This window comes from Pectobacterium sp. CHL-2024, from assembly GCF_044751765.1.
In the GTDB taxonomy this organism is placed as follows: Bacteria; Pseudomonadota; Gammaproteobacteria; order Enterobacterales; family Enterobacteriaceae; genus Pectobacterium; species Pectobacterium brasiliense.
The window spans coordinates 193,456-207,017 of sequence record NZ_JBIXKO010000003.1 but is presented as its reverse complement, the minus strand read 5'-3'; the positions used below and the strand labels follow the sequence as shown (position 1 = coordinate 207,017).

Sequence of the window (13,562 nt, the reverse complement as noted above, 5' to 3'; positions counted from 1 at the left end):
TTGCCATCACCTATCCACGAACATATGAGAGTAAAATGATGAATAGAGACCAAGAAATTATTGTTAATTCCGTTGAGCCAGAAGATCACGAGCAGTGGCTGCCCTATTGGAAGCGTTATCAGGAATTCTATAAGGTGCAGCTTTCCGATGAGGTCACGGAAGTCACCTGGAATCGTTTTTTTAAAGCCGATATACCCGTGTATTGCGCTGTGGCGCGGGAAGGGGCGCATATTATTGGTTTCGCGCACTTTGTTTTTCACGATTCCACGTGGGGAGTAAACTCTTATTGTTACTTAGAGGATCTGTTTGTTGCTCCCACCGTGCGCGGCAAAAACGTGGGGAAAAAACTCATTGAGTACGTGAGAGAAAAGGCGCAAGAAAAGCACTGCGATCGTCTGTATTGGCATACTCAGGAAACCAATAAAACAGCCCAGCGTCTTTATGATTGGGTTGCAGAAAAACCGGGCGTTATCGAATATAGGATGCCGCTTTAATTATAGTATTTATGCAGAAACTATAGTGCTTATGCGGAGTGAAACTTCCCTGTAAATAACGCCCCGCCTACTCCACCCGCCGCACCGATTCTCTGACCACCACCTGTCCGGCTAGCTCGGTGCGCTGGGCAATACCCAGCGCCTGTGCAGGCGTCATTTGCTGCGCCAGCAGCTGTAGCGCCGCGCGGGCGATGGTCTCAAACGGCAGATGCACCGTGGTGAGCGAAACCGGCAGCATGTCGAACGGCAGGATGTCGTCCATCCCCATCACCGACATGTCCTCCGGCACCCGCAGCCCGTGCTGATATAGCGCATCGATCACGCCGATAGCCTGATTGTCCGCCGCACAGAAGATCGCAGTGACGCCCAGCCTGTCGGGGTTAGCCGTCAGCCAGCGCAGCAGTGCATCACGCGCGGTACGCGGATGGAAATCCGGCAGAGAGAGGATCAGATCCTCATCCACCGCGATCCCCGCCTGCATGAGCGCATCCCGATAGCCGCGCTCGCGCTGTTTGATCGTCATGCGCGACGTCCAGGTCAGGTGCAGGATCCGCGTATGCCCTTGTTCGATCAGGTAACGCACTCCCGCCGCCGACGCGTAGTGGTTGGCGGGCGTGACGCTGCTCAGGCGCATTGAGGGATCTTCACCGTTGATCAGCACCGCCGGAATCCCGCTTTCCGCCACGGCGTTCAGCAGCGTCGGGTGATCGTCATTCACAATCAGAATGCCGCTCTCTTTTCCGCCCTGAAGTTCACGCAATAGCTGCTGTTCGTTAATGGTGTCGTGCTCCCCCAAAAACGGACGCAGTTGGATATTGCGTTGCAGACAGAGCGTTTTCAGGGCGTTAATCAGCGTCAGCGACACCAGATTGTACTCACTCTCCAGCATCAGGTTGCGCGGCGTCGCCAGCAGAATGTGGCGCAGCGGTTCCGTCTGCGCGACGGTCGCTTTGGCCACTTTATGCAGCGGATAACCCTGCTCGGTGGCAATCGCCATGATGTGCTGCCTGACTTTGGCGCTGATCGGTGCCGTCCCGTTCAGCGCGCGGGAAACCGTGCTGATGGAAACCCCAGCGCGGTCGGCAATATCCTTGAGTGTCGCCATTATTTCATCCCCGTGTTGGCAATCCCCGTCGTGATGTATTTTTGCAGGAAGACGAACACCGCCGTCACCGGCAGAAGCGAGAGCATCGTCATCGCCAGTATATAGTGCCACTGCACCGAGAACTGCCCCTGAAACGCATTCAGACCGATTTGCAGCGTAAAATTATCCTGACTGGAGAGGACGATCAGCGGCCAGAGGAAGTCATTCCAGCGCCAGATCACCGAGAAGATCGCCAGCACCGCCAGCGCAGGTGCGGTCAGCGGCAGGATGATCTTCCAGTAAATACGGAACTCGCTGGCGGCATCGATGCGCGCGGCCTCGATCAGCTCATCGGGGATCGTCAGCATGTATTGCCGCAGCAGGAATACGCCGGTCGGCGTCGCCACCGTGGGAATAATCACACCCCACAGGTTATCGCCCATATTCAGGCCAATCACTACCAGGAACGTCGGCACCATCACCACCGACAGCGGGATCATCATCGTGGAGAGGAACAGCGTCAGCACCGTACCGCGCCCGCGAAATTCGTATTTCGACAGCGCAAACGCCGCCATCGAACTGAGCAAAAGGGTCAGCAGCGTCGCCATCACCGTCACGAACACGGTGTTCTTCAGGTAGGTGGCAAAGTGGAACTTCGTTATCGGCGTCGTGTAGTTCTCCGTCTCCAGATGCAAGGCCTTCATCGGCACCAGATCTTTCGTCGATACACGTACCACCTCGCTCGGCGCATCCGGGTTCACCAACTGTGCAATCAGGCCAATGCGTCTAACCAATGCCATGGTTTTCGCTTCGCCGTCTTCCTGCTTAACCTGCCACAGCTCCAGCGGCTTCGGGTACTCCGGCAACGTGATGGTATCCGCCGCCTGCGGCAGAAAGCTGGGCGGAAAGCGGTTGATCTCTGCGGGCGTTTTGAACGACGACATCGCCGCCCACATCACCGGAATCATCACTAGCAGCGTACCCACCACCAGCCAAACCCAGCTCATGATATCCGTGATGTGAATGCGCCCCGGATGACGGGTACGGGTGAGAAATGCGATTATTTTCATCATGGCTCCCGTTATTTTTTCCCTTCCAGCCGACGTGTCAGCAGGAACTGTAACGCTGTCAGGATCATCAGCACTACGCCCATCAACACCGAGGCCGCCGAAGCCAGCCCGTAGAGCGACGCGTTTGACGAAAAGGCCGTCTGGTAGATGTACTGCACGATAAAGCTGTTGGCCGTACCGGGGCCGCCGCCGTTGGTGAGCACCCAGGCTTCATCGAAGATCTGCACGCTGTTGATGGTCAGCAGAATCACCACCACCAGAATGTTCGGTGCTAGCAGCGGCAGCGTCAGGCGATAAAAACCGCGCCAGCGCGAGGTGCCGTCCACCGCCGCCGCCTCATAGATATCACGCGGGATCGCCTGCAATCCGGCCAGCAGGATCAGGGTATAAAACCCGACGTGAAACCAGACGGAGACAAACACCACCCAGAAGCGCGATAGCGTCGGGTCGAGCAGGAAGGTAATCGGCTGCCCGCCCAGCGACGACAGCACCAGATTCAGCAGGCCGTTGCGGTTAAGGAACCACTGCCAGATCAGGCCCACCACCACCGGCGACAGCAGCACCGGATAGAAGAACATGGCGCGGAAAAAGCCACGGGCGATAATCTTGCGGTTGAGGATCAGCGCCGTTACCAGGGCCACCAGCAGCGTGCAGAGCACGTTGAAAAAGGTGAACGACACCGTGTTGTAGACGCCGGTCCAGAACAGATCCTGTTCACAGGTGGATGGCTCGGCGTAGTTGCCGCAGCTCAGCAGCGTGGAAAAGTTATCCACGCCGACGTAAGGGCGTTCCCACAGCAGGATATTGGTGCCGCCGGTAAAGGCGTAGCACACCGCCAACAGAATCGGAATAAAGACAAAAACGGCGAACAGCAGCATATTCGGCGCGATAAAAAACCACGGCATCACTTTGCGGCCACCGAGTTTTTGTAGCAGATTCACCGCTTTTTCCACTGGCGTGACCAGCTTGTCGATCAGCGATCCTGCGGGCAGTAAGGCAATTTTCTTCATGTCGTCCTCTCCCGTCGCGATAATTAGTGCTCGGTACAGCGCGGCAATGTGTCATCCGTTTTGCCGTCGAACAGATGGCAATACGTCGGCGGGAAGCGGACGAACACCGATTCACCTGCGGCGAACTCGCGGTGCTGCGCCAGATGGACGATCATCTCATCGTCAATACCGCCCATCCGCCCATAGATAAAGGTTTCATGTCCCATCATCTCGCAGCGGTCGACGCACAGCGCCATGCCCTCGCCGTCCTCCACCAGCTCACAGTGTGAAGGACGAATGCCGAGCGTGACGTTTTGTCCGACGGTGCCGATAAACGGCAGCACCAGACGATTGCCGGACGGGCACTGCACCTCAACCCCGTCTGCACAGGTGGCGACGATCTGCGCTGGAAACATATTCATGCGCGGTGAACCAATGAAGCCGGCGACAAATTTGTTTTTCGGCCGATTGAACAGCTCCAGCGGTGTGCCAACCTGCTCGATGCGGCCAGCGTTCAGCACCACAATGCGCTGCGCCATCGTCATCGCTTCCACCTGATCGTGAGTCACGTAAATCATGGTGGTACGCAGCTTCTGGTGCAGGCGGGACAGCTCGCCGCGCGTCTGCACGCGCAGCTTGGCATCCAGATTGGAGAGCGGTTCATCAAACAGGAACAGGTCGGGTTCACGCACAATCGCACGACCAATCGCCACGCGCTGCTGCTGCCCACCCGACAGCGCACGCGGTCGGCGATCCAGATAAGGTTCCAACCCCAGCATGCGGGCGGCTTCATCAATACGGCGAGCGATTTCGTCTTTGGGGAAGTGCAAATTCTCCAGCCCGAACGCGAGATTCTTACGCACCGAAAGGTGCGGATAGAGCGCGTAAGACTGGAACACCATCGCAATCTTGCGCTCTGCTGGCGTGAGATCGTTCACCTTGCGGTTGTCGATCAACAGCTCACCGCTGCTGATCTCTTCCAGCCCGGCAATCATGCGCAGCAGCGTGGATTTTCCACAGCCCGACGGACCGACAAAGACCATGAACTCGCCGTCATGAATCGTTAAGTCCACGCCTTTGATGATGTTCACCGCACCATAGCTTTTGTGGACGTTTTTTAGTTCCAGACTCGCCATTATCAGCCCTCGCAAACAGAATCTAACTGTGCCAATAACATCAGCATGACCAGCGCCTGCCCGTAAGGCACAGCGACATTGGGAATATCGCGATAGAACTGTAAATCGTGTCCCATCGCCGTGCCGTCCGAGACACCTTGCACCACGCCCTGCGCGTCAATCTGCGCCACTACGGCGGCATAGCCTTTTTCCAGTACGTCCTGCGGGAAATCGTGCAGCATGCCCAATCGACGCGCCGTCAGAATCCCGGCGATAAATCCGGCGCTGGCGGAGGTCTCCAGCGGCGAATCCGGGTCATCCAGCAGCGTGTGCCACAGGCCAGACTCGTGCTGGCAGCGTGCCAGCGTTGTCGTTTGCTGTTCCAGAATCGCTTCCAGCGTGCGCAGAACTGGCGCGGACAGCTGATCCTCCGCCAGCACTCGCATTTCCGGCAGCACCAGCGTGATCCAGGCGTTGCCGCGTCCCCAGAACGCATTGGCATAGTGATGGCGACCGACGAACGTCCAGCCGTGATACCACAGCCCGCTACGCACATCGGCCAGATAGCGCGCATGCGTGACGAGCTGGTATTCCGCTTCTTCGATCAGATCGCGGCGGGAGAGCAATTTCCCCGCCACCACCAGAAACAGACCGGCCATAAACAGCGTGTCATCCCACAATTGCCCGGTGTTCGGGCGCTCTTTCACCGTGTGCTGGAAGCCGCCGTCCTCGGTTTTCGGTAGCGAGTGCAGCAGCCAGTCCGCCCAGTCACTCACGGTTTCACGCCACTGTGCGGGCGCATCCGGTTTGTCCTGACACAGCAACGCCAGCACCAGCATCGGCGCCGTCGAGTTGATCTGACGCGGCGGCAGCCCGGCATCCAGCTTTTGCTGATACCAGTTCGCCAGCGTCGTCAGCATGGTGTCGTCCTGCGTCAGATGCGCTAACTTCCAGAAACCGTACAGCCCGACGCCGACTTCCCAATCCCACTCTTCGAATTGAATCGTCAGTCCGGCGTCCGGCGCATCGTCCTGCGTCACGCTGTCGATTGCTTTCAGGCGGCAAAATGCCCGCGCCACCTGCGCCAGCAGCGCTTCAGTTTGTTGTCGGTTAAGTGAACCTGTCTGCATGTCATGGGTTTCCTGTGTTGAACTGCGGGACGACCGGGACATCGTCGGGGAAAATGAAAGACTGCTGCGCCACGCTGAATCCTACCGCGTAGCTAAAGGCCAGTTCGCCGTAATCGGGATCGTCGATACGCACGCCGTCGCTATCCTGTATCAGAGAACGCCCTCGGAAGCGGGCAGCGAATGCGGCGAATCCTTGCGCGCCGTCGCCGCTGTCCACGGCAACGAACCAGATATTCTGTTCGCCATACGCGCGTAGTTCGCCTTCCGCCTGCTGGCCTGCTGTCGCAAACGGCTGTAATCCGGCGGGATTATGAAACGCGGCATAGCCGTTGCCGCCGCGTACGAAGCACCAGACATCTTCAACGATGACGTCATCCAGCGCGGTTTGTGGCAGATAGAGATGTGTCCACGGGCGGATATCCTGTTGCAGATCGAACACCATCAGCGCGCGATTACGATGCTGCATCAGGTGCGGCAAACGTCCGTTGCCCGCCCAGTAAGAAGGACGGTGCACACCGTCAGGGCGATCTTCGCCGGGGTGGTTCACCCACAGGCGGGCGGCATAGTGCGTGCCCAACCGCACATCCAGCAGATGCTGCTGGTGTCCGGGCTGGCCGGGGTGATGATCGAAGACGGAAGAAAACGCCACGTCGTGCTGCTTCCAGGCGATGATGCGGGCGCTGCGGTTCAGCCCTTGAACCCAACGTGCTTCTGCACCGTGCGGCAGTGACCAGTGCGCGATCCGATCCGTCGTTTCCGGCGGCTGATAGTCGCTCAGGCACAGCAGCGGCAGCGCGGCACAGTGCGGAATCAGCCAGCCCTCGCCCCACATCAGCGCACACAGGCCGGACAGCTCGGTCAGCATGCCGGAACGCAGTTCTTTATCGTAGGCGCGTCCCATGGTGCCAACCGCGACGCCATTCTGATGCACCCACGCCGTCATCAGCATGATGCGGTCAATCACCACGCGAGATTTCTCGCGCAAATCGGCGTCCTGCGCCAGTTCATACAGCGCCACCAACCCAATCAGATCGATGGGGTAATAGGCCGCCGAATTCCACTCCACCAGCCCGTGCTCCAGAATGGAATCAAACCAGCGCGTCAGGCGTTCGTGGGCAATCGCTTTTTGCTCCAGACCGCGACGGCCGCTGCATGGGAAGGTGTCATCAGGGAAGTTTTGCCCGGCCAGATATTGCGCGACGTGGAAGCACAGGCAATGGTTTTCGCTCCAGAACCACATGGTGTCGTTGCCCGGTTCATCAATCCAGTAGCGGAAACCGAGAATCGCACTGCGCACGCGCCGCCAGTCCTGCGGTGGCAACTGCTGCCCTTGATAGCGCTGCCACAGCCAAATCAGCGGCACCAACTGGAAATCGGCACAGTCTTCGCGGCGGCTGATTTTCTGCAATGCGTTGTTGAGAATCGGCACGGCGGCCTCGCGGCCCTCGCCCGTCGCGATAATCGCCAGTAGCCGCCCGAGGCGTTCAAAACCGTGCAGCGCGGTATGGCGCAGTACCGCTTCACGCCGTGCGGCCAGCGTCGGTAACGCAGGCATCGTTTGCGATGGCAAGCGCCCGAAACTGAGCGTGCGCGTCAGCGTAACGCCATTGCAGGTCGCGGCGCAGACCAGATCGTAGTAGCCCACCAGAACCGCAGGCAGATCCACCTGCCAGCCGAGATTGCCAGCAGGCAGCGCTTGTTTTTGCTGCCATGCGGGGACGGATTCGTTGACGTTGCCAATCAGACGATGCGCCATCGTCACGGATTCAGGCAGCGGCTGCGCACTATTGAGCACCAGCACGGGCGGTTGGATCAGGTTATTTTCCAGCGTCAGCCCGTTCACCCAGCTATCCAGCGCGGCCAGCTGTGCGCTGAGCGCCACGTCTTCATCAAGCTGCCAGAAGAGCGTGTCGTCCCCCTGATAGAACAGGCTGAACAGGTAGTCAGTATCGCGCTCGCACAGCTCTTCGCTATGCACCACCAGCGTGTTCGCCCCTGCTTGCAGCGGCAGCGTGATAGCACAGGTTTGTTCGGTATTGCGGGTAAACGGCGTAAAGCGGGTAATCGGCTCGCCGTTCAGCCACAGGGTGACGCCGCCGCAGGTGCTGAGCGTAAACGGTGCCGCTTGAGCGCTGTCGCTGTGGATCACGCAGCGGGAAAAGCGCTGCACGTGAACCGGACACGGCCAGAAATCGCTGAAATTCACGCTGCGGCTTTCATCGCCGCCGCTCCACATCAGCGGGAAGCGTAAATCGTCCGGCAGTGCCACCTCACGCTTTGCCTCTTCCTGCAAAAAACGCACGCGACAGGGCAGCACGCCGACATCGACAAAACCGTTAATAAAGCGGTAATTCACCTTATCCGGCAGCGTATCCGGCTCGGCGAAATAACGTTTTTCCGTCAACTCGGTGATGAGAAACCGATTAATGACGCCGTTCTTCTTTAATTTCCAACCGATATTCATACGAAATCCTGTTTACGGCGTTGAAAAATAAAATAACGAAAATGTATGGCGGAACTTATTTGCACTCTCGCTGTGCACACCCTGCCAATATTTAGGGCAGCGGGTCATTCTCTGCACCGTGATATCGCAATTAGAATGCAAATTTGCATTAAATTGTCATTTGCATTCATTTATTGACATTTCGCATTAATAAATAAGATTCTCGCGTTTATATATGTGATTAATATCACAAAAATGCTTTATTTAAATCAACATTTAAAATATCTTTAACCTGCTTCACATAAATCAATCAGCGTTCTGTCCATGATTGCATGATGAAAATGACAGATGAATGCAAATTTGCATTAATTAAAAGACAGCCTAAATCGCAGGAATAAAATAAACCCCGTCGCCAACGCCAGGGTATTTACGTCATTAATCAAACATAAGATGTGCTCACCAACGGAGAGGTTTATGATGCGTTCCAACACCGCGTTATTTTTTTCCGCCCTTGCACTGGGGTTATTCAGCAGCAGCGCGTTAGCCGCTAAAACGCAAATAACATTTTTATATAGTGACGACGATCCCGAATTAGTGCATTTCATGGAGCAGAAAGTAAAAGCTTTCTCCCAGAGCAATGAGCGCATCGATGTGAATTTTGTCAGCACCGGCTATAACGCGCTGCAAACACAATTACCGATGCAGCTGGCAGCAGGCTTAGGCCCGGATATTGCCAAAACCACGCAAATGGGGCTGCTCGGCTATACGCTGGATTTACGCCCTTACCTGAAAGATCCGGCCGCCTTTGAGAAACGCTACAGCGCCGGCATCGAAAAAATCATGCGCGTGAAAGGCGTGCATAAAGCGGATGCGCTGCCGGGCTTTGTCGCGTCCTGGACCGCCGATCTGCCGTTCGTTAACGTGACGCTGTTTGAACAGGCGGGCGTGCCCCTGCCACAGCCGGGCTACACGATTGATGACTTGATGAAAGCCTCGAAGCTGGTCGCGGAAAAAACCGGCGTGCATATACCCTTCACCATCGACCGCAGCGGTTTCCGCTTCTCTGGCCCAGCTTACTCCTACGGCGCACGTTACGATAAAGACGGGTTGATCAACTTCCCGGACGCCGCCGCGCAGCAGTGGATTAAAGATCTGAAACGCTGGTCGGACGAAGGCGTGTTCCCGCGTGAAATGTGGGGCGCAGCGGGCGGTGGTCAGTACAAGAGCATGGCGGACGATTTCGTGAACGGCAACATCGTGACCTACTTTTCCGGCAACTGGCTGTTGAACCAGTTCAGTAAGCAGATTGGCGACGGTTTTGACTGGAAAGTGCTGCCTGCGCCGTGCAAAGAGAAATGCATCTCGATGGGCGGTGCGACCTTCATCATGCCGTTCACCACCACCAAACACCCGCAGGAAGTCGCCGAATTTATGGAGTGGCTGGGCAGCGAACCGCTACAACGTGAGATTGCCGAACGCTTCAATATCATCGTCGGCGCGGATATCACCGATCTGCACTACCAGACCAAAGATAAGCACGTGATCGACGGCCTGAACACCGCGCGTGAAGAGATCAAAAAGATCCCGTCTTATGTCTTTGATTGGGAACGCATGGAAAGTCTGGGCGCGAACGAACTGTATCCCATCATCCTGACGCGCTTTACCCAATATCTGAACGATCAGGTGTCGTTTGATGAGTATCTGCGCCTGACGTCAAACGATGTGAAGCGCCTCAACGAGACGATCGCGACCAATCAACAACAGCGGAAAAACGCACCGTGAAATGGCAGCTGAGGGAGATCGACATCGATGGCGATCGTCCCTTTGATCGCATTAGCGAAAGCACGATATGCGAACAGCGCTGGCCGGGACAACATCGCTATCTGCTGGTCACAGGCGGTTTCACCCGCCTGCTGCACTGGCATGATGGCCTGCTGACCTGCCGCGGCGGCGACCGTTTTCCCATCGGCGACCCGGCCAGCCTGTCGCGGCTAGGGCTGTGGGCGGTACAGGAGATGCTTCAGGCCGTTGAGGGCATCACGCCGCTTACGCCGCTCAGTGAAGCCCTGTTCCTGCACTTCGATAAGCATGTCGATCGCGTGATCGACTGGTCAAAGCAGGCACAGGCCGCTGACTACACCACGCTCGGGCACGTTGTGCTGGCACACCCGCAGGACGCGCTGTCGGTGCAGTTGCTGACCCGCTGCGCGGGCGAGTTGAGTCTGCTGCTCAACAGCCTGCCGGACTCACAAACTGAACCCGTCAGCCTCAGCGGCGATCTGGCGATTGCCTGTCTTCCCTATCTGGATTCTGGAGCGCACGCATCATGACGACATGGCTCTATGCCGGTGTAGATGGAGGCGGTACAGGCTGTCGGGCACGTATTTATCAGGCCGACGGTACGCCGCTCGGTCAGGGACACGGCGGTCGTGCCAATCTGCTGCTCGGCGTGGAAAGCGTGCGCCAGTCGGTGGATGATGCCATCGCGCAGGCGTTGAAGCACAGCGGGCTATCGCCGGATGACACATCACGGTTGAAAGTCGGGCTGGCACTCGCCAGCGCAGAACATCGCGCCGCCTACGAGGCGTTTCTGGCGTTGCCACATCCTTACGCGACGCAGGTGCTCAACACCGATGCGCTGGGTGCCTGTCTGGCCGTCAATCAAGGAAAAGACGCAGGCGTGGTCATTGCCGGAACCGGCTCCTGCGGGCTGGCGTGGCAGAACCAGACGATTACCGCCTACGGCGGCCATGAATTCCCGATTTCCGATCAGGGTAGCGGCGCACGGCTTGGGCTGGCGGCGCTGCAACACACCTATAATGTGCTGCAAGGCTGGTGCGCGCCGTCTGCGCTCAGTCAGCGTATCGACGATTTCTTTTCCGCCAGCACAGCGCCTACGAACACGCTCGACGCGCTACAGACATTTAGCCAGCAGGCGAAACCGGGCGACTATGCGCAGTTCGCCCGCCACGTATTTGACTGCGCTCAGCAGGACGATGCCGTTTCTCATGCGCTGCTAGCGCAAACGGCCAGCGAAATCAGCCTGCTATTGGCCGCCGTGGCACGCCACGCAACACCTCGTTTATCGCTCATGGGCAGTATCGGCCTGCATATTCGGCCCTGGCTACCAGACGAGTGGCAATCCCAACTCGCCGCCCCGGTGGGTGATGCGCTCGACGGCGCACGATTGATTGCCTGTCATGATTATGCGTTATACCGCTAGTCCTTTGGGTTCGACCAGCAACCCCGCCTATGGAGATAGTCATGGAATCACTCACTCGCAGAACCTTCGTCAAGCTCGGTGCAGGCAGCGCCATTACGCTGGCTGGCGGTTTTTTTCACGCGAATGGCGAATCAGCAGCGCCCGCCAGTCCGCTGCGCATTGCCATTATTTCGGATGTCCACGTCCATAACATCTACGGCAACTACGATTTTGACGGCCTGCCCGATACGCAGACCGGAAAGACGCTGACCATTCGCACCCTGAAAGATTCGGTGAATTCGACCCGCATCTTCAATGAACCCTACTTTGCGCTGCTGGCCGCGCTGGACGAACTGGCAAAACAGCAGGTGAAATACGTGGTGCTGTCCGGCGATTATTCTGATGACGGCCAGCAGCCTACCGTTGAAGGCATTGCCGCCATCCTGACGCAGTATGAACAGCGCCACGGGATGCGCTTTTTCGCCACGCCCGGCAACCACGATGTCAATCGCCCGCAGGGGGATGACTCCTGGCAACGGATGCTCAACGCCGACGGCACCAGCACCATGCTAAGCAGCAAACCCGGCGTTAAGCTTGGCGACGCGCAGTCGCTGATTGTCACCGCCAAGATGCAGGCGCTCGGCTATGAACGCGGCCTGCCGCTGATGAAGCCGTTTGGTTTCTTTAAACGCGACGACTTCCTGCACTGGGAAACACCGTTTGGCGACAGCGATGAACTCAGTAAACGCCAGTATCTCGCCCGCTCGCCGGACGGCAGCAAACAGTGGAATATTGTCGACGCCTCCTATCTGGTGGAACCGGAAGCGGGACTGTGGCTGCTTTCCATCGATGCCAACGTGTATCAGGTCAAAAACGGCCCGGAGAAACGTGAAGGGATTGAAGGCTACTCCACCAGCAGCAATACCGGCTGGAACGCCTTGCTGACCGAGAAACCCTTCATGTTGCCATGGGTGAAATCAGTGGTACAGCGGGCGAAAGCGCAGAATAAGAAGCTGCTGGTGTTTTCACACTATCCGCTGGTCGATTTCCTCGACGGCACGGTGGAGGACGAAAAACAGCTGTTTGGCAGCAACAGCTTCATTAAACGCACGCCACGGCCGGAGGTTGCCGAGCAGGCGCTGGCGGCCGGAATCCGCCTGCACTTCAGCGGTCACCTGCACGTTAACGACACCGGCGTGTATCGCGGTTCACAGGGGACGCTGGTGAATGTTGCGGTGCCGTCGCTGGCCGCTTACCCGCCCGCCATGAAGCTGGCGACGCTGCATAATGACCGAGTCGATATCGATACGCTGGTTCTGCGCAACGTGCCGCAGTTCAACCATCTGTTCCCGTTCTATCAGAAAGAGTTGGATCGCACGGGTGAACCGCTGGGCGACATTCTGAAAAGCCGCGATTATTACGACTTCCTGCATCATCATCTGGCGCTGCTGGTACGCCAGCGTTTTCTGGTAAAAGACTGGCCGGAAGATTTATCTCCCCTCATTAACACACTGAACTGTGGCGATCTGCTGTGGATTGCCCAGCAACAGGAACCGCTCAGCGCCAAAACGCTGCCCGACGCCGCTGGGCGCAAACCGAATGCGGTCGCGGGCACAGATGGGTTACAGGATATTTCACTGCTCACGCTGGTGACCGACTGGTACTGTCTGCGCAACGGCAGCGATCTCGCCTGGCAGGATATCCCAGCTGCGCGGGTGAAGCAGTACCGCGCCCTGCTGGCAGCCTACACGCCAACCGCCACGCTACCGCCGGACAGCCTGCAATACCGCTTCGGCCTGATGCTGAAAATCCTCGCGGGTTACATCAACGATGAGCCTGCGACTCGCTTTGTGGTTGATATGCAGGGGAATTTCGTCACGGTGTGATGTATTCATGGAATAGGCTTTTAGTCACATTGCTTGTGCACGGTTTCGTGCGCCACACTGGAGATAAAACTGAGCTAACTCATATGCTCATGGGTCTTCTCTTCACGGCGTAAAAAATTATGCTGAGGTGAGCATGAACGCCGAGTGAG

General features: G+C 57.4%; 11 protein-coding genes. 5 read left to right on the top strand and 6 right to left on the bottom strand.

All coding sequences use genetic code 11. The features are described from left to right. The first annotated feature begins 35 nt into the window (after window positions 1-35). Entirely contained in the window at window positions 36-494 is a 459-nt protein-coding gene (locus ACIPUG_RS07635) for a GNAT family N-acetyltransferase (RefSeq protein WP_400338043.1), read from the top strand. Between the two features lie 67 nt (window positions 495-561). Here ACIPUG_RS07635 and ACIPUG_RS07630 read toward each other — a convergent pair whose 3' ends face one another. From ACIPUG_RS07630 to ACIPUG_RS07605, 6 genes are read right to left on the bottom strand one after another with little or no spacing between them, the layout of a single operon-like run. Beyond that, on the bottom strand, window positions 562-1,599 hold the full coding sequence (locus ACIPUG_RS07630) for a LacI family DNA-binding transcriptional regulator (protein WP_400338041.1): 1,038 nt from the start codon (window positions 1,597-1,599) through the stop codon (window positions 562-564). Continuing rightward, on the bottom strand, window positions 1,599-2,651 hold the full coding sequence (locus ACIPUG_RS07625; RefSeq protein WP_014916590.1) for a carbohydrate ABC transporter permease: 1,053 nt from the start codon (window positions 2,649-2,651) through the stop codon (window positions 1,599-1,601). Before ACIPUG_RS07625 ends, ACIPUG_RS07630 begins: the two co-directional genes overlap by 1 nt. Window positions 2,652-2,659: 8 nt before the next feature. Then, window positions 2,660-3,658, bottom strand: coding sequence for a carbohydrate ABC transporter permease (locus ACIPUG_RS07620; protein ID WP_010279314.1), 999 nt, complete (start codon window positions 3,656-3,658; stop codon window positions 2,660-2,662). A 23-nt stretch (window positions 3,659-3,681) separates the two neighbouring features. Next, window positions 3,682-4,773: an ABC transporter ATP-binding protein gene (locus tag ACIPUG_RS07615; RefSeq protein WP_039501417.1), complete on the bottom strand. Its 1,092-nt coding sequence runs from the start codon at window positions 4,771-4,773 to the stop codon at window positions 3,682-3,684. Between the two features lie 2 nt (window positions 4,774-4,775). After that, on the bottom strand, window positions 4,776-5,882 hold the full coding sequence (locus tag ACIPUG_RS07610) for a glycoside hydrolase family 105 protein (RefSeq protein WP_010279320.1): 1,107 nt from the start codon (window positions 5,880-5,882) through the stop codon (window positions 4,776-4,778). A 1-nt stretch (window position 5,883) separates the two neighbouring features. Further along, entirely contained in the window at window positions 5,884-8,346 is a 2,463-nt protein-coding gene (locus tag ACIPUG_RS07605) for a hypothetical protein (protein ID WP_400338038.1), read from the bottom strand. A gap of 453 nt (window positions 8,347-8,799) precedes the next feature. Here ACIPUG_RS07605 and ACIPUG_RS07600 point away from each other — a divergent pair, with 453 nt between their 5' ends. From ACIPUG_RS07600 to ACIPUG_RS07585, 4 genes are read left to right on the top strand one after another with little or no spacing between them, the layout of a single operon-like run. After that, window positions 8,800-10,107: an ABC transporter substrate-binding protein gene (locus ACIPUG_RS07600; protein ID WP_010286561.1), complete on the top strand. Its 1,308-nt coding sequence runs from the start codon at window positions 8,800-8,802 to the stop codon at window positions 10,105-10,107. Then, on the top strand, window positions 10,104-10,655 hold the full coding sequence (locus ACIPUG_RS07595) for a glucosamine kinase (RefSeq protein ID WP_039501421.1): 552 nt from the start codon (window positions 10,104-10,106) through the stop codon (window positions 10,653-10,655). Before ACIPUG_RS07600 ends, ACIPUG_RS07595 begins: the two co-directional genes overlap by 4 nt. Further along, window positions 10,652-11,548: a BadF/BadG/BcrA/BcrD ATPase family protein gene (locus ACIPUG_RS07590; RefSeq protein WP_400338036.1), complete on the top strand. Its 897-nt coding sequence runs from the start codon at window positions 10,652-10,654 to the stop codon at window positions 11,546-11,548. The genes ACIPUG_RS07595 and ACIPUG_RS07590 overlap by 4 nt, the downstream gene beginning before the upstream one ends. Window positions 11,549-11,589: 41 nt before the next feature. Then, window positions 11,590-13,413, top strand: coding sequence for a metallophosphoesterase family protein (locus tag ACIPUG_RS07585; protein ID WP_400338034.1), 1,824 nt, complete (start codon window positions 11,590-11,592; stop codon window positions 13,411-13,413). Window positions 13,414-13,562 lie beyond the last annotated feature (149 nt).

Bases quoted from the DNA above. Each gene is read 5' to 3' on its own strand.
- ACIPUG_RS07620 (WP_010279314.1), bottom strand. From the start codon at position 3,658: ATGAAGAAAATTGCCTTACTGCCCGCAGGATCGCTGATCGACAAGCTG.
- ACIPUG_RS07630 (WP_400338041.1), bottom strand. From the start codon at position 1,599: ATGGCGACACTCAAGGATATTGCCGACCGCGCTGGGGTTTCCATCAGC.
- ACIPUG_RS07585 (WP_400338034.1), top strand. From the start codon at position 11,590: ATGGAATCACTCACTCGCAGAACCTTCGTCAAGCTCGGTGCAGGCAGC.
- ACIPUG_RS07635 (WP_400338043.1), top strand. From the start codon at position 36: ATGATGAATAGAGACCAAGAAATTATTGTTAATTCCGTTGAGCCAGAA.
- ACIPUG_RS07615 (WP_039501417.1), bottom strand. From the start codon at position 4,773: ATGGCGAGTCTGGAACTAAAAAACGTCCACAAAAGCTATGGTGCGGTG.
- ACIPUG_RS07625 (WP_014916590.1), bottom strand. From the start codon at position 2,651: ATGATGAAAATAATCGCATTTCTCACCCGTACCCGTCATCCGGGGCGC.
- ACIPUG_RS07610 (WP_010279320.1), bottom strand. From the start codon at position 5,882: ATGCAGACAGGTTCACTTAACCGACAACAAACTGAAGCGCTGCTGGCG.
- ACIPUG_RS07590 (WP_400338036.1), top strand. From the start codon at position 10,652: ATGACGACATGGCTCTATGCCGGTGTAGATGGAGGCGGTACAGGCTGT.
- ACIPUG_RS07605 (WP_400338038.1), bottom strand. From the start codon at position 8,346: ATGAATATCGGTTGGAAATTAAAGAAGAACGGCGTCATTAATCGGTTT.
- ACIPUG_RS07600 (WP_010286561.1), top strand. From the start codon at position 8,800: ATGATGCGTTCCAACACCGCGTTATTTTTTTCCGCCCTTGCACTGGGG.